This window comes from Acinetobacter sp. 226, from assembly GCF_048147925.1.
GTDB lineage: Bacteria > Pseudomonadota > Gammaproteobacteria > Pseudomonadales > Moraxellaceae > Acinetobacter > Acinetobacter pecorum.
Map to the genome: position 1 here is coordinate 59,068 of NZ_JAYWYX010000004.1, position 16,203 is coordinate 75,270.

Below are 16,203 nucleotides of genomic sequence, written 5' to 3' on the forward strand. Positions count from 1 at the left end.
TTGTTATGTCTGAGCAGCCACAGCCCCGCAGTGTCAAAAAGCTATTGATCTTCGGTACGCTTGCACTTTGTATTCCGGTATTTTTAATTAGTATGGCATTTCTTGCGGTAAATAGTGATGCTAAAAATCAGGAAAAATACAAGCAGCAGCAGGCAGATATGATTGCACGTATTGAAGCACGAAAGGCTGCGGAAAAGCTCAAAGCAGAGCAGGATGCTTTAGCAAATTCAACTCAAGCTGCATCTGAAAGTACAGTAACTGTTCCTTAATTTATCTTATATCCCTTTGTAGCTGTCTAATAGTTGGAATCTGGGTATATCGAATCACGGTATATCCTGCTGCAATCAGCATTGCATCACGTTCAGCATCTTCTTGTTCTTTGCCAATATGACTCGGATCATCTAATTCAATAATCGCCACCACATTATATTCGCGATCAAGTACCACGAAGTCTGTGACTTTACGATTGAACTGATTGCGCATTTTGATCTGGTCATGCGTGATCAAGGCGCTAAACGCAACTTGGGCCAGAATATGATGATGAGGAAAGGCATCTTTTAGACGAGTAAACATCCTGCTTTCAAAAGCAGTAATCACACGTTTTGGATAGAATTTCTTTTGACGGGTAAACAGATGTGGGAAGAGTAGACAAACTAATGCAAAGGTTGCCAGGCAACCAATCACAAAAAATATAAACTGACTCAAATCAAACATAGATCACAGATAGAGAAAATAAAAAAACCCACTTCGCAATGAGTGGGTTTTTAGAATTCTGGCTCTCCCACCTGGGCTCGAACCAGGGACCTGCGGATTAACAGTCCGTCGCTCTACCGACTGAGCTATGGGAGAATAGATTGGCTCTCCAACCTGGGCTCGAACCAGGGACCTGCGGATTAACAGTCCGTCGCTCTACCGACTGAGCTATTGGAGAATCTGACAGCGATTATAGAGAGATTTGAAAAGGGGTCAAGGCACTTTTAGAAAAAAGCAGCATAAATTGAATCAAGTGTTTTAAAAATAGTCGAAAAGGTTTGTAGTTCAAACTGTTATGTTTATGTAAACCGGTCCTAACCACAAAATCGTGATCAGCCTTAATTTTGATAAGTGAGCTGGATCATAAGAAATCAGGTAGCTGACCGCGTATCTAAATCAATATGATCTCAATTTTAAAAACACAGGTATAAAAAAACCCACTTCGCAATGAGTGGGTTTTTAGAATTCTGGCTCTCCCACCTGGGCTCGAACCAGGGACCTGCGGATTAACAGTCCGTCGCTCTACCGACTGAGCTATGGGAGAATAGATTGGCTCTCCAACCTGGGCTCGAACCAGGGACCTGCGGATTAACAGTCCGTCGCTCTACCGACTGAGCTATTGGAGAATCTGATCGGCATTTTAGGGAGGAATCGGCAGGTCGTCAATCAATTAATGTAAAGAAATGAATTGTTTGCTTTATAAATATTCATTTAGAGCCTAAAAATAAAAAAATCACCCAAAATGGGTGATTTTTTTAGCAAAGAAATAAAGAATTATTTCTCAACACCTGCAGGCTGGCCTGCATATTTCGCATTTGCATAATCCCAGTTCACCAGGCTTTCCAGGAAAGTAGAGATGTACTTAGGACGAGCATTGCGGTAGTCGATGTAGTAAGCGTGTTCCCAAACGTCAATCGTCAATACTGCGATTTTACCATGCGCCATTGGCGTATCAGCATTTGAAGTTTTCATGATTGAAAGCTGGCCGTTTACTTCGTCAGCCACTAACCAAGCCCAACCTGAACCAAATTGAGTAGTTGCAGCAGCAGCAAATTCTTCAGCAAATTTTTCGTAAGAACCAAAAGCTTCGTCAATTTTTGCAGCCAAAGTACCAGTTGCTTTACCGCCACCGTTTTTAGCCATACAGTTCCAGTAGAACGTGTGGTTCCAAACTTGAGCCGCGTTATTGAACACACCTGCTTTAGAAGCATCACCAGCAGTTGCTGTAATAATTTCTTCTAGAGTTTTGCCTTCAAGCTCAGTACCAGCGATCAGGTTATTCAGGTTAACCACATAAGTGTTGTGGTGTTTGTCATGATGGTATTCTAAAGTTTCTTTGCTGATGTGTGGAGCAAGATCTTCGTAGCCGTAAGGTAATGCTGGTAAAGTAATGGTTGTCATGTTCTCAATTCCTTGCATTTTGCTGGGTTTTAACAATAAGTGGCGTTATTGTAATAGATAATCGGGCCGAAATGGGCATCGTGTATAAATAACAATACAGAATAAAGCCTGAAAATATATGAATAAAGCCACTGATCATAACCGTCAGTCGAATTAAATCGGATTGTTTAATTCAAAATAATCATACTCAATATTAAACTGTTCTGAAATAGCCTTGGCCAAGCGTTGCACACCGTATTTTTCAGTCGCATGATGGCCACAGGCATAATAGTGCACATTCAGTTCCTGAGCTTCATAAAAGGTCCGTTCAGACACTTCGCCCGAAATATAGGCATCACAGTCTTGTAGGGCGGCTTTTTGAATATAATCCTGCGCGCCACCTGTACAGAAACCAACTTTTTGAATCAAGGATTTTTCTGCAGGCAAATGTAGTGCGTCAAAGCCGAGTCTTTCTGATACATAGGCTTTGAAGCCTTCTGGAGTCAAGGACTGTTTTAAATAGCCAATATTGCCAATTGGATGCCGTTCGGTTGGATCGAGCTGTTCCATATTTTCCAGTTCAAGCAGATCTGCAATTGCGGCATTATTTCCTAAAACAGGGTGACTATCTAAAGGAAGATGATATCCGACTAAAGAAATATCATTTTTAATCAGCATCTTAATGCGTTTTCCACGCATCCCGGTAATTGGGTAAGCTTCACCTTTCCAGAAATATCCATGATGAACCAGCAGCAAGTCTGCGCCTTGTTCAATTGCAGCTTCAATGGCACTCTGGGAAGCAGTCACAGCACAGAGGATTTTATTTACCTCGGGTCTGCCTTCAATTTGCAAGCCATTTGGTGCATAGTCCTTAAATTCACGCGTTACCAAGGTCTGGTCACACCAGTGAATAATATCGTTCAAATTCGCCATAAAAGTCCTGTTAGTTTAAAAGCTTGCCCATAGTTAGCTATGGGTTTGATTGTAACTAAAGCTGCACAAATCTCTGTGGATTTTTTTGTGTTTAGTTAGGTATTTAGCATTACAATAGAATATAAATTACTTAGTCATCAACGAATTAAAATATTTTAGAGGATAATAACGTGCGCCGCACCTTTACATGGTTACCTTGGGTGTTACTGATTTTAGTCATTATCGGTTTTCTGGGGTGGCAACAACTCCAAAAACCAAAGGCACCAGTTGCGCCAGATGGCGTCAAAATGCCTGCTGAAAAAGTAGAGCCGTTGATTGATATTTCGCGCACAGGAGGCGTTGTCTCCTATAATGCTGCGGTTAAAGTGGCAGCACCGGCTGTGGTGAATATTTTTACCACTCAAAAAGTCAAGCAGCAGGCTCATCCTTTGCTGAGTGATCCGGTATTTCGTGAATTCTTTGGCGATCAGTTACCTGACCAGTATGGACAAAGCCCAAATGAAAACAGCTTGGGTTCAGGGGTGATTGTGCGTCCGGACGGTTATATCCTGACCAATAATCATGTGATCGCGCAGGCCGACCAGATTGTAGTGGCTTTGCAGGATGGTCGTCGTGCTGAAGCCAAGGTCGTCGGGACTGACCCGGATACAGACCTTGCCGTGATCAAGATCGAGCTGGATAAATTACCTGTCTTGCCTTTCAAACTCAGTGGTAATGAAGTCGGGGACGTTGTCCTCGCCATTGGTAACCCGTTCGGTGTAGGGCAAACTGTCACTCAGGGCATTATTTCTGCTACAGGCCGTTCTGATCTGGGTATCAATACCTATGAAGATTTTATCCAGACCGATGCCGCCATCAACCCGGGTAACTCGGGTGGTGCACTGATTGATGTCGCCGGTAACTTAATTGGGGTGAATACCGCAATCTTCTCGCAGTCTGGTGGTTCGCTAGGGATCGGTTTTGCCATTCCGGCCAAAATCTGTCAGCAGGTATTGAATGCCATTCTGGAAGATGGCCGTGTCGTTCGTGGCTGGTTGGGGATTAGCTTGTTACCTGCCGAACGCGATGATGTGCTGCAACCTAAAGAAAAAGGTGTCACCGTCGCTGAGGTGCTACCAGATGGACCTGCTGCTAAGGCTGGAATCAAGCGTGGTGATAAAATTATCAAGGTGAATGAGGAAGAGATCAGCTCAGCCTCACATTTGATTAATTTTGTCGCCTTGCAAAAGCCGAACAGTACTATCCAGATTGAAATCGAGCGTGCAGGTAAACCGATGACGCTTGAAGTGGTAGTAACTGAACGTAAGGCACAAAATAGTGCTTCGCAATATATTCCTTTGCCAGGTCAGTAAATTTAAATAAAAAATCCCTCTTGTTGAGGGATTTTTTTTTGGTTATCTTTTTATATTTAGATTACAAAACAAGAATATTTTATGTGATTTAAATCATTTAATTTCATTGAATAAAATTAAAAAGAGTACACAACAATGAGTTTTATGACTGCTGATCAAGCCAAAATATTATCTGATGTCGCCAATATAAATATTGAGATGTTCAAGCCACGTTTAGCGCAATTGATTGAAGATAATGCCAGACAGGGTAATACAGCGGTACTGACAGTTTTTCCCAAGCATCTGCCACTGGAAGAAATCCACCATCTTTCAGCGGAGTTGACAGAGCTGGGCTATAACGTACGCTTTGAGGTAGAGGAGTTCTATTACAGGTTCAATGTGTACTGGTTATAATTTTACCAATTGTTCAAAAATAGTCTTATTCAGGCATATATCTTGCTGTATTTATCTCATAGTTCAAATATGAGAGTTTTATGTCTTTGTTTATTCACTCTGCAGCACAGGCACATGCGCCTTATGTAGTGCTTTCCTCCGGCTTGGGCGGACATGCCAGCTTCTGGAATCCTCAAATTAAAGCCTTACAGCAAAATTTTCATGTAGTGACCTATGATCAGGAAGGTTGTCATTCGGATTCTGAACTCTTGCCAACGCCTTATTCCGTAGATCGTATGGCCCGGCAGATCCTGGATTTATTGATCAATGAGAATATTTGCGAGTTTCATTTTATTGGACATGCGTTGGGTGGGCATATTGGCATGCAGCTCGCAACCTATCAGGCGGAGAAAAAATTTAGGTTGCTGAGTCTAACCATGTTGAATGCTTGGGGAGAACTGGACTCACATACCCAAAAATGTTTTCAGGCAAGGACTTCTTTATTGCTGAATAGCGGAGCAGAAGCCTATGTTCGGGCCCAAGCTTTATTTTTATATCCACCACACTGGATCTCAACACATATTGACCCATTAACCGAAGCAGAAAATAAGCAGCTCCTTGACTTTCCACCGATTCAAAATGTCTTGGCACGTATACAGGCAGTACAAGCTTTTCAAGTAGAAGAAGTGCATCAGCAGGCACTCAAACATGTTCCTGTACATCTGATTGCCAATCGGGATGATTTTCTGGTGCCATATCAACGTTCACAACAACTGCAGCAGTTATTGCCACATAGCCGGTTTAACCTGCTCGAAACGGGAGCACATGCTTCTACGGTGACTGAAACTGCCCTGATCAACCAAAACATACTGCATTTTTTAAAATCAGCCTGATATTTTCAGCCAATAAATCTGTTTATTTAAGTCAGACCTTGGGTCTGACTTTTTATTTTTTCTAATGAATCGTTTCTATGGTATGAGCAGGAATTTTACTGCGAATTTATACAGATTCTGCACACGCATGAATTTTTATAAATGCACTTGAATGAAACATAGTGAGCGAAATTGATTCATGGTTAAAAATAGTTATTTTACTAAAAATTCAAAAAAATAAATATTAAGTTATTGAAATAGAATGAATAAATATAGTTGGCACACGGTTTGCAATGTTTATATTGTAAATAAGACTCCCGTAGTGGATTCAAGATTTTGAATAAGTGTTAAAAAATAATGAGGTGTGAAAATGAAAATAGGTGTCTTCTGTCCAATTGGGAACAACGGCTGGTTACTCTCTGAAAATGCACCACAATATATGCCGACTTTTGAGTTAAACAAACAAATCGTGCAGCGCGCTGAACACTATGGTTTCGATTTCGCACTTTCCATGATCAAGTTGCGTGGCTTTGGTGGCAAGACTGAATTCTGGGAACATAACCTGGAAACTTTCACCCTGATGGCCGGCCTTGCTGCTGTTACCAGCAAAATTCAAATTTATGCAACAGCTGCAACTCTAGTCATGCCACCTGCAATTGTAGCGCGCATGGCATCTACCATTGACTCGATTTCTAATGGCCGATTTGGGCTAAATGTAGTGACTGGCTGGCAGCCGCCTGAATACACCCAGATGGGCATGTGGCCAGGCAATGAGTATTTTGGCAAACGCTATGAATATCTATCTGAATATGTACAAATTTTGCGTGAGCTTTGGGCAAACGGAAAATCCGACTTTAAAGGTGAGCATTTCCAGATGGAAGACTGCCGTGTTAGTCCGCGCCCGCAAGCCGATATGAAAATCATCTGTGCAGGTCAGTCTGATGCCGGTCTGGAATTTTCTGCGCAATACGCCGACTACAACTTTGTTTTTGGTAAAGGGCTGAATACTCCAACGGCTTATGCAGAAATTAATGATCGCTTAAAAGAAAAAACCGACCTTACTGGTCGTGATGTGCAGACGTATGTGCTGTTTATGGTGATTGCAGCCGAAACTGATGAAGAAGCTCAGGCTAAATGGCAGCATTATAACGATGGTGCCGATATGGAAGCGATTAACTGGTTGATGAATCAAGGTGGGAAAGACACGACTTCCGGTACAGATACCAATATCCGTCAAATGGCTTCTAGCGTATCTCCTGTAAATATCAATATGGGAACTTTGGTAGGTTCTTATAAAAATGTGGCACGAATGTTGGATGAAATTGGCGAAATCAAAGGTACAGAAGGTGTGCTGCTGACTTTTGATGATTTCGTTCAGGGTGTGGAAGATTTCGGTCAGAAAATCCAGCCATTAATGAAGTGCCGTGAACATATTGTGATTGAAGATACAGCACCCGTTTTGGAGAAAAGCGCATGAGTGAGCACATCGTATCTGTAGGCTTTACTGAAGCATTAGGCACGGGCAAAGTGCTCAAGGCGGAACCTGAATCGATCCGTCTGGCACCAGAACAGACTGCCCTGATTGTGATTGATATGCAGAATGCTTATACCTCGCAGGGTGGCTATCTGGATCTGGCGGGTTTTGATGTCTCAAAGACCAAACCCGTGGTCGAAAATATCAAGAAAGCAGTCGATGCTGCGCATGCGGCCGGTATACAGGTCATCTATTTTAAAAATGGCTGGGATGCAGAATATAAGGAAGCAGGTGGTACGGATTCTCCAAATTTCCATAAATCCAATGCCTTAAAGACCATGCGCAAACGTCCCGAATTACAGGGGCAATTACTGGCCAAAGGGGGCTGGGACTTTGACCTGATTGATGAGTTACAGCCACTACCACAAGATCTGGTCATTGAAAAACCTCGCTATAGCGGTTTCTTTAATACCGCACTGGACAGCATGTTGCGTGTTCGTGGTATCCGTAACCTAGTTTTTGTCGGAATTGCCACCAATGTCTGCGTGGAGTCGACGCTGCGTGATGGTTTCTTTCTGGAATATTTTGGCGTGGCGCTGGCGGATGCTTGCCATCAGGCCGGTCCAGTCGAAGCCCACGAAGCCAGCCTGTACAACATCAAGACCTTCTTTGGCTGGGTGTCGGATACCTCAAATTTTGTCGATACCTTTCAAAAAGAAAGTGAATCACTTAAAGAAACTGGATTAGCTCAAAGCGCTTAAGAAGTTAAATATCAAGATTAAGGAAAACAGTATGCCTAAAGAAGTCATTATTCCAGCAGGAACTTCAAAACCATTAGCACCGTTTGTACCGGCAACCAAGGCAGACAATATTGTCTATGTGTCAGGCACGCTGGCTTTTGATGAAAATAATAACGTTGTGCATGTCGGTGATGCGGCAGCCCAGACCCGTCATATTCTGGAAACCATCAAACGTGTCATTGAAGAAGCCGGTGGCAGCATGGATGACGTCACTTTCAATCATGTGTTTGTCAAAGACTGGGCAGATTATGCAGCAATTAATACCGTTTATGCAGAGTATTTTCCGGGAGATAAACCGGCACGATATTGCGTACAGACTGGCTTGGTAAAACCGGATGCACTGGTCGAAATTGCTTCGATTGCCCATGTATAAGCCGAACCACCTGATTCAATTTCATCTATATCAGCCCTAAGTCTGTCACTGAAAACTGACTTGGGGCGAAGGAGAACAGCATGAATGCCAAATTGTCTAAAATCATTACAGAAGCAGTTGCAGATAACAGTGCACTAAATAAGGTGGTAAAGACTGAAAACGCAGCTGAAATGTTTACCCAGGTCGATCAGCAGATTTTCCGTCAGGGTATGTCCAATCTGGGTGCGGCAGTGAATGTGATTACTACACAAGGTCGTTCAGGCATGGCTGGATTTACCGCATCCGCCGTGTGTAGTGTGACTGATACGCCGCCGACTTTGCTGGTCTGTCTGAACCGTTCAGCATCAGTTTATGAAACTTTTAAAAATAATCAGGTGTTGTGTGTGAATACCCTAGCTTCACATCAGCAGCATCTATCCAATCTGTTTGGTGGAAAAACACCTATGGCAGAGCGTTTCAGTCAGGGGAACTGGAAAACGTTGCTGACCCAGTCACCTGTACTTGAGGATGCCTTGGTCAGTTTTGACTGTGAGGTGGTGCAGCAAGTATCTGTAGGCAGTCATGACGTGCTGTTCTGTGAAGTGAAAGCCATGGGCCAGCGTCAAGGCAATGCGCTGATGTACTTTAACCGTTCTTACTGTGAGCCACACAAAATGTGCTAAATCAATTCAGTCCTAATCAAGGAGGGGAAGCCCATGCAAGAAAAAGAATCGTGGTTTCCAAAATTTAAGCCTTACCAAGGCAATATCGATACAACACCAGTTCAGACAGACGAATATCTGCCCGCTGGGAAAAGTATTATTCTCGGGTTACAGCATGTGTTTGCGATGTTTGGGGCAACCGTGCTAGCGCCACTTTTAATGGGCTTTGATCCCAATCTCACAATTTTTATTACCGGGATTGGCACCATTTTATTTTTCCTGATCACTGGCGGCCGATTGCCGAGTTATCTGGGGTCGAGTTTTGCATTTATTGGTGCCGTGGTAGCGGTTACCGGCTATTCAGGAGTAGGCGCGAATCCCAATATTGCGCTCGCACTTGGCGGAACCATTGCCTGCGGTATTGTTTATGCCTTGATTGGTTTGCTGGTCATGAAAACTGGTACAGCCTGGATTGAAAAGCTGATGCCCCCCGTGGTCACGGGCGTCATCGTGATGATTATCGGTTTGCATCTCGCACCGGTCGCGATCAAAAGTGTATCTGCCAACCAGTTTGATTCCTGGATGGCGTTAATCACCATTCTCTGTATCAGTGTGATTGCCGTGTTTACCCGCGGAATGGTACGCCGTCTGCTGCTGTTACTCGGCTTATTGTCCTCCTATCTGCTTTATTTTCTTTTCACCAATATTATGGGCTTCGGACCTGCGATTGATTTCAGTAAAGTCAGCGAAGCGGCATGGTTTGGTCTGCCGACTTTCCAGAGTCCCGTCTTTGAAATGAATGCCATGCTGATGATTGCACCGGTGGCCATTATTCTGGTGGCAGAAAATTTGGGACACTTTAAGGCAGTATCTGCAATGACTGGTAAAAATCTGTCGCCGTATATGGGACGCGGTTTCTTTGCAGATGGTGTTTGTACTTCCTTATCCGCTTCTGTGGGAGGTACGGGAATGACCACCTATGCTGAAAATATCGGTGTTATGGCAGTGACCAAAGTGTATACAACCACTGTGTTTGTCTTTGCCGGGATATTCGCTATCTTGCTCGGGCTTTCACCGAAATTTGGTGCGGTGATCAGTACGATTCCTGTGGCCTTGCTTGGCGGAGCCTCGATTGTAGTATTCGGTCTGATTACGGTTGCAGGTGCCAAAATCTGGATAGATAACCGTATTGACTTTACCAAGAACAGCACAATGATCATTGGCGCAGTGTGTCTGATTATGGGTACAGGTAATTATAGCTTGCAGATTGGTAGCTTTGATTTAGGTGGGATTGGCACTGCGACTCTGGCTGCGATTTTACTCAATCTGTTCCTGAATCGTGGGGAAGATAAAGAATCGCCTGTATCTGCATCAACCGCAACGGACATTGAAGTGAAACCGGTTGCTTAAATATAAGGAGTATCTTTTGAGTCATACAATTGCATTTTTAGGACTCGGCGCAATGGGCTGGCATATGGCTTCCCATATGCCAAAACTCGGACACCCGGTTTGGGTCTGGAACCGGTCTGAACAGAAAGCTGTAGAGCATGCCACACTTTTCGCCACTCAGGCTGTCAGTATTGAGCAGGCGGTTCAAGCCGACTTTATCTTTTCCTGCTTACCCACCAGTCAGGATGTCGAAAATCTAATCGCTGCACATCCACCCAAGCCAGGTTCAATCTGGATTGACTGTACTAGCGGTGTACCAGAATCGGCCCAAAAACTGGCACAACGATTGGAGCAGCAGGGAAGTTATTATCTGGATGCTCCAGTATCCGGTCAGACCATTGGCGCAGAAAAAGGTACTTTAACCGTGATGGTGGGAGGAAATAAAGCTGCCTTTGCGCAAGCCAAACCGGTCATTGCTGCTTTTGCTGGGTTGATTGAGTATGTAGGAGAAAGTGGTTCCGGTTTTGCAGTGAAAGCCGTTAACAATACTTTGATGGCTACGCATTTATGGGCACTGGCTGAAGGCTTAACTGTACTGAAAGGGCAGGGAGTTGATTTAAGCAGTGCCTTGAACTGTATTAATCATTCCAGTGGTAAAAGTAGCATGTCGGAAAATATCATGGCGCAGCGTGTACTGAGCCGTGAGTTTCATAAAACCTTTGCGCTGGATTTATTACAGAAAGATATTGGTATTGCTTTGGAACTGGTGCAACAGCAGCAATTAGATTTATCAGTCATGTCCTTGGTGCAAGAACAGTTTCAGCAGATTGCCAGACCTCAGGCCAGTCAGCTGGATTTTTCCGCTGCGGTACAAGGGTTGGAACAACGTACGCAAATTGAATTAAGGGGTTAAAGTCTTTCTTATAAATTGCTATTCATAGAGAACCTATTAATTTTGAATTAAATCCATAACGACAGATTTATTATCAAAAATATGAAAAGCCGGGAATTTAACAACTCTCGGCTTTCTTATTGAGCATTACTTTAAATAGCCTAAGCAATTTTAAATTTTACTGATATTTGAGCAATTTAAATAAATAGATTTCCTTTATAAATCAGAAAATGATTGTCCATTAATATTTAATGTTCCTTCCCTCTTAGGGGTGAGGAGCATGCTCTGCAAGAGGATGAGAGATTTTTTATAAAGAACCTCTCCTATGAGGAGCGGGAATTTCATAAATAATTTTTAATCATTAAGAATTATTTATGAAAGAGTTCTAATACACTGATATTTACAACTCTGGATTCGCTTCATATTCCTGAATCACTTCAAGTGCAGCACGAAAGGCTTCCTGGGTTGCCGGTGCGCCGCAGTAAGGCAGACTATGCAGCAGCACTTCCTGAATTTCTTCAACCGTTGCGCCATTATTCAGCGCACCTCGCACATGGCCTTTCAGTTCAGTGGGACTTTTTTGAGCAGTCAGAAATGCAATGGTAATTAAAGAACGGTATTTACGTGGCAATACACCTTCACGTTGCCAGGTCGAACCCCAGGCATGTTCATTAATCCAGTCCTGTAGAGGCTGGGTAAAAGGCACGGTATTTTCCTGAGCACGCTGCACAAAGCTTTCCCCCATTACTTCGGTACGGACTTTCAAGCCATTTTCATAATCTTGTTGTGACATGCTTTATCCTCAATTTTATTATTGCTTTAGCTTAACGCTTTTAAGCTAAAATACTATCGTGCCATAGTCGTAAAAAAGTGGCTGAAAAGCCACTTGTAAAGCTTCCAGAGTAAAGCAATAAAATGACTTCACTCTGGAATTTATGACACCTTAAATTCAAGTTTTATTTAAGGTGATACTGAGTGTGAAGGATCAGTTTGCACTGAAGTATCCGTTCCTTTGGCATCTTCCTTGATGAGATACGGATTCTCAAGCTCTAATACCTTATTCAAGTGCAGATCGAATACATCGGTCAACATGCTGTCATAACGGCGCGCATTATAGTGCAGCAGTTTTTCTGCTTCCTGATCATTAATAAAGCCTTGTTGATGTGCATCGGCTACATGCTCAGCAAAACTGAGTCCTTTAAATTGTCCTTTATTTTCAGCTTTTTTAAAGCGATCCCAGAGCTTTTCAATCTCCAGTAGCAGATTGAAAGTTGATTCCATACGGCCAGTGACATCATTTTCATTGATATTATAGTAGACATGTTTTTTAAGGGCCTGCCGGAAAGCATTGTCTTCCATCATGCTATTTGCAACCTGCTGTTTGAGCTGGTCTGATGGTTTCTGTACCGGACGGCCAAATGGGAAACATAACAGTTTGACCATACCTGCTGCTGCACCTGACGGGAAGTTAGCAAACAGATCAAAAAATGCTTTTTGCGCTGTATACAGAGACTTTTCTACCGCAAGCTGTGCATGTAAACGCTCATCTTCAGTCTTTTTACTATGCTCAAAAAACTTGAGAATTGCCGATGCAATAAACAGGTGAGCATGAATGTCGGCCAGACGACCCGAAAGCATTTCCTTACGCTTGATATCACCTGCAAGTAAACCTAGACACATATCCGCAGTTAAAGCAAAGTTGGCACTCAGCCGGTTAATCACTTTGTAATAAGAACGGGTGAAGTCAACCGCACTTTGCGGTGCTGCACTTGCGCCACCGCTAAAGGCATAGGCAAAAGAGCGAGCAGTCCGGTTAAAAGTGTATCCTAAATGCTTAAAAAGCAGATCATCGAAAGGGTTTAGAGCGGCAGCCCGATCTTCAGCCTGCAAAAGCTGTAATTCTTCATAAAGATAAGGATGACAACGCATTGAACCCTGACCGAAAATCATCAGGGAGCGACTAAGAATATTGGCACCTTCAACCGTAATTGAGACTGGAATTGCCTGATAGTAAGGTGCCAGAAAATTACGCGGACCCATCTGAATGGCGCGGCCACCAACCACATCCATACCGTGATTGACCACTTTACGCATGCCTTCTGTCGCATAGTATTTGGCAATTGCCGTCATTACGGCAGGTTTGCCGCCCTGATTCAAACCACAGGTGACCAGATAACGGAAGGCTTCCAGCATATAGGTATCACTGGCGATTTCACTATTGGCTTCCTGTACCCCCTCAAATTTACCGACTGAAATTTTGAATTGCTGACGGATACGAGAGAAAGCACCCACATTTAAATAAGTCATTTCTGCTGTAGACGTAGACAGCGCTGGTAGGGAAATGCCACGACCAACTGCCAAACATTCCATCAGCATGCGCCATCCTTTACCGGCATTTTTGACGCCACCAATAATCCAGTCCAGTGGAATAAAGACATCTTTACCTTCAACTGTACCATTCATGAATGGTGGTCCCGGGTTATGCCGTGGTCCCACTATTACGCCTTCATGACTGGCAGGGAGCAGGGCACAGGTAATGCCGTATTCAGTCTGTTCACCCAAGAGATGATCAGGGTCATACATTTTAAAGGCCAGGCCTACGACTGTCGCGATTGGGGCTAACGTAATCCAGCGTTTGGAAAAATTCATTCTCAAGCCCAGAACTTCCTGACCTTCAAACTGACCATAGCAGACTACACCGGTATCAGGAATCGCACCGGCATCCGAACCGGCTTCTGGACTGGTCAAACCGAAACAGGGAATTTCTTCACCGCGCGCCAGACCTGGCAAATAACGGTTTTTCTGTTCTTCAGTACCGTAATGCAGCAATAACTCACCCGGACCGAGAGAGTTCGGCACCATGCAGCTTACGGCGGTGGTGAGCGAGCGTGAGGAAATCTTGCTCATCACCCGGCTTTGGGCAAATGAACTGAAGGCGCGACCGCCGTATTCTTTGGGAATAATCAGACCCAGAAAACCATGGTCTTTGATGTATTGCCAGATGTGCTCAGGCAGCGCTTTTTGCTCATGAATTTCCCATTCATTCAGCATGCTGCACAAGGTTTCAACTTCATTGTCCAGAAAGGCTTGCTCTTCTAGCGACAGCTTTGGATAAGGATAGCTGTTAAAGGTTTCCCAATTCGGTGCACCCATAAATAGCTCTTTTTCCCACCAGCTGGTTCCGGAATCCAGTGCTTCGCGTTCTGTCGGACTAATGCTCGGCATAGCATTGGCCAGTGCTTTATAGGCCGGTTTGGAAATAAACGACATGCGCAAAGGTTCGATCATTACTACAAGGCTAATCAGGATGAGCGGAATATCGAGAATAAGTGACCGTGGGCTAATAAAGGCACACACTACTGACATAATAATTAGCGTGATTGCACCCGCACTACGCGAGAGCTGAAAATAGAAAACAGCCCATAAACTGAGTAATAGCAGTAGTACAGCAAATATAAATAGCATTGTTATATTTCTCCAGATTTATACCAAGCTGGCTTTGCCAAGATCCCTCATGGATATTTCGTTATTACAATTCATTCATTCTTGTCACTTGAGATTTGGATAGCTTCAGCAGTGCACGTGTGAGAATGATCTTTTTCAAGTATTAAAACGAATAAGTTAAGTTGTTTATCTGTTTTTGAGATTGTTTGAAAAATGCTCATTCTTCAAGTGAGAACGCGCAAAGAAATGTGAAGATAAGTAATGACTTAATCTTTGTCTAATAGAGAAAAATCAGCTTAACGCTGAGTTAAATTTTAATTATAGATATTAAAAAGCCCTCTACTTGAGAGGGCTTTTATTTCATCTATTTAAACCGATTAAGCTTCAATTGTCTGAACTGCAATTTTCTTGGCAGGGTCAACCTTACGACGCACTGCTGGTACAGGTTCGCCATAGTATTGACGGTCGGCAAAATAGCTTGAACGAACCATTGGCGCTGCCCAGATATTGCGGAAGCCCAGTTTTTGACCATGTTTAGTATAACGTTCGAATTCTTCAGGTGTCACGAAGCGGTCAATCGCTGCATGTTCCTTGGAAGGCTGCAAATACTGACCAATGGTTACATAGTCCACGCCATGCGCATGCAGATCATCAAGCAGGGCAAGCACTTCTTCTTCGGTTTCACCAATTCCTACCATTAATCCACATTTGGTTGGAATGTCTGGGCAGTATTCCTTAAACATTTTCAGCAGGTTTAAAGAGTGCTGATAGTCAGAACCTGGACGCATGGCTTTATACAGACGTGGCACTGTTTCGATATTGTGGTTAAACACATCTGGTGGACACTCAGTCATGATGCGTAGCGCAATATCCATACGGCCACGGAAGTCTGGCACCAGAATTTCTAGTAGAGTATTCGGGCTTAAGGCACGTGCTTCTTTAATACAATCTACAAAATGCTGAGCACCACCATCCAGCAGATCATCACGGTCTACGGAAGTAATTACTGCATATTTCAAACCCAGGTTGGCAATGGTTTCAGCCATATGACGCGGTTCATCTGCATCGAGTGCATTTGGACGGCCATGTGCTACATCACAGAACGGACAGCGACGGGTACAGATGTCCCCCATAATCATAAAGGTAGCAGTACCGCCACCAAAACATTCAGGCAGGTTTGGACACGCGGCTTCTTCGCACACCGTGTGTAATTTTTGCTGACGTAATGTGGTTTTAATGCGTTGAACTTCTTCCGGTGCCGCCATTTTTACTCGGATCCAGTCCGGTTTGCGTGGCGTTTCAACCGTAGGAACAACTTTTACAGGAATGCGGGCAACTTTTTCCGCACCGCGAAGTTTGACGCCCTGTTCAGGTTTACGGTTTTCAGACATATTCAACTTTTCCACTGTTTTTGAAGGGGGAGATACTCAAAGATAGCCGAGTTATTATAACGGACTTAGCTACAAATGGGGCAAAAAGGACTATTCATTTAATAAATGTTCTTATCAAGTAATATATGTGAGTTAAA

At 43.6% G+C, this 16,203-nt stretch carries 16 protein-coding genes and 4 tRNA genes; 10 read left to right on the top strand and 10 right to left on the bottom strand.

The window, feature by feature from the left end; translation table 11 throughout:
• The first annotated feature begins 5 nt into the window (after positions 1-5).
• Positions 6-269 carry a hypothetical protein gene (locus VXP95_RS02445; protein WP_416679942.1) on the top strand — a complete coding sequence of 88 codons (264 nt, stop codon included), beginning with the start codon at positions 6-8 and terminating at the stop codon, positions 267-269.
• A gap of 1 nt (position 270) precedes the next feature.
• Here the strand turns inward: VXP95_RS02445 and VXP95_RS02450 are convergent, their stop codons facing one another.
• The 7 genes from VXP95_RS02450 to VXP95_RS02480 form a co-directional block, all read right to left on the bottom strand.
• Positions 271-714, bottom strand: coding sequence for a DUF2726 domain-containing protein (locus VXP95_RS02450; protein ID WP_416711333.1), 444 nt, complete (start codon positions 712-714; stop codon positions 271-273).
• Between the two features lie 59 nt (positions 715-773).
• Positions 774-849, bottom strand: a tRNA-Asn gene (locus VXP95_RS02455).
• Between the two features lie 6 nt (positions 850-855).
• Positions 856-931 (bottom strand) — tRNA-Asn (locus tag VXP95_RS02460).
• Positions 932-1,221: 290 nt separating this feature from the next.
• Positions 1,222-1,297 (bottom strand) — tRNA-Asn (locus VXP95_RS02465).
• Positions 1,298-1,303: 6 nt separating this feature from the next.
• Positions 1,304-1,379 (bottom strand) — tRNA-Asn (locus VXP95_RS02470).
• A gap of 148 nt (positions 1,380-1,527) precedes the next feature.
• The gene (locus tag VXP95_RS02475; protein ID WP_416679943.1) at positions 1,528-2,154 is read right to left on the bottom strand and encodes a superoxide dismutase; all 627 of its coding nucleotides are present in this window, start codon (positions 2,152-2,154) and stop codon (positions 1,528-1,530) included.
• Between the two features lie 153 nt (positions 2,155-2,307).
• Positions 2,308-3,066, bottom strand: coding sequence for a Nif3-like dinuclear metal center hexameric protein (locus tag VXP95_RS02480; RefSeq protein WP_416705224.1), 759 nt, complete (start codon positions 3,064-3,066; stop codon positions 2,308-2,310).
• Positions 3,067-3,236: 170 nt separating this feature from the next.
• Between VXP95_RS02480 and VXP95_RS02485 the strand changes: the two genes are divergently transcribed.
• The 9 genes from VXP95_RS02485 (at position 3,237) to VXP95_RS02525 (ending at position 11,252) form a co-directional block, all read left to right on the top strand.
• Positions 3,237-4,418, top strand: coding sequence for a S1C family serine protease (locus tag VXP95_RS02485; protein WP_064095522.1), 1,182 nt, complete (start codon positions 3,237-3,239; stop codon positions 4,416-4,418).
• Positions 4,419-4,553: 135 nt separating this feature from the next.
• Positions 4,554-4,811, top strand: coding sequence for a hypothetical protein (locus VXP95_RS02490; protein ID WP_064095521.1), 258 nt, complete (start codon positions 4,554-4,556; stop codon positions 4,809-4,811).
• Positions 4,812-4,891: 80 nt separating this feature from the next.
• Positions 4,892-5,683 carry a pyrimidine utilization protein D gene (gene rutD / locus VXP95_RS02495; RefSeq protein ID WP_416711334.1) on the top strand — a complete coding sequence of 264 codons (792 nt, stop codon included), beginning with the start codon at positions 4,892-4,894 and terminating at the stop codon, positions 5,681-5,683.
• Between the two features lie 349 nt (positions 5,684-6,032).
• The gene (gene rutA, locus VXP95_RS02500; protein ID WP_064101410.1) at positions 6,033-7,139 is read left to right on the top strand and encodes a pyrimidine utilization protein A; all 1,107 of its coding nucleotides are present in this window, start codon (positions 6,033-6,035) and stop codon (positions 7,137-7,139) included.
• The gene (rutB, locus tag VXP95_RS02505; protein ID WP_064101409.1) at positions 7,136-7,897 is read left to right on the top strand and encodes a pyrimidine utilization protein B; all 762 of its coding nucleotides are present in this window, start codon (positions 7,136-7,138) and stop codon (positions 7,895-7,897) included. The genes rutA and rutB overlap by 4 nt, the downstream gene beginning before the upstream one ends.
• 31 nt (positions 7,898-7,928) lie before the next feature.
• On the top strand, positions 7,929-8,309 hold the full coding sequence (rutC, locus tag VXP95_RS02510; RefSeq protein WP_064101408.1) for a pyrimidine utilization protein C: 381 nt from the start codon (positions 7,929-7,931) through the stop codon (positions 8,307-8,309).
• A 170-nt stretch (positions 8,310-8,479) separates the two neighbouring features.
• Positions 8,480-8,971 carry an NADH-dependent FMN reductase RutF gene (rutF, locus tag VXP95_RS02515; RefSeq protein WP_416680037.1) on the top strand — a complete coding sequence of 164 codons (492 nt, stop codon included), beginning with the start codon at positions 8,480-8,482 and terminating at the stop codon, positions 8,969-8,971.
• A 33-nt stretch (positions 8,972-9,004) separates the two neighbouring features.
• Positions 9,005-10,360, top strand: coding sequence for a pyrimidine utilization transport protein G (gene rutG, locus VXP95_RS02520; protein WP_416679948.1), 1,356 nt, complete (start codon positions 9,005-9,007; stop codon positions 10,358-10,360).
• 16 nt (positions 10,361-10,376) lie between these two features.
• A complete protein-coding gene (locus tag VXP95_RS02525; RefSeq protein WP_416679950.1) occupies positions 10,377-11,252 on the top strand; it encodes an NAD(P)-dependent oxidoreductase in 876 nt (291 codons plus the stop codon).
• Between the two features lie 379 nt (positions 11,253-11,631).
• Here the strand turns inward: VXP95_RS02525 and VXP95_RS02530 are convergent, their stop codons facing one another.
• The 3 genes from VXP95_RS02530 to lipA all read right to left on the bottom strand — a co-directional run bounded on the left by VXP95_RS02530 (position 11,632) and on the right by lipA (position 16,066).
• Positions 11,632-12,024 (bottom strand): carboxymuconolactone decarboxylase family protein, encoded by a 393-nt coding sequence (locus VXP95_RS02530; protein ID WP_262478610.1) that lies wholly within the window; start codon positions 12,022-12,024, stop codon positions 11,632-11,634.
• Between the two features lie 167 nt (positions 12,025-12,191).
• Positions 12,192-14,696 carry an acyl-CoA dehydrogenase gene (locus tag VXP95_RS02535; protein ID WP_416711336.1) on the bottom strand — a complete coding sequence of 835 codons (2,505 nt, stop codon included), beginning with the start codon at positions 14,694-14,696 and terminating at the stop codon, positions 12,192-12,194.
• Between the two features lie 356 nt (positions 14,697-15,052).
• On the bottom strand, positions 15,053-16,066 hold the full coding sequence (gene lipA / locus VXP95_RS02540; protein WP_416679953.1) for a lipoyl synthase: 1,014 nt from the start codon (positions 16,064-16,066) through the stop codon (positions 15,053-15,055).
• Positions 16,067-16,203: the final 137 nt, after the last annotated feature.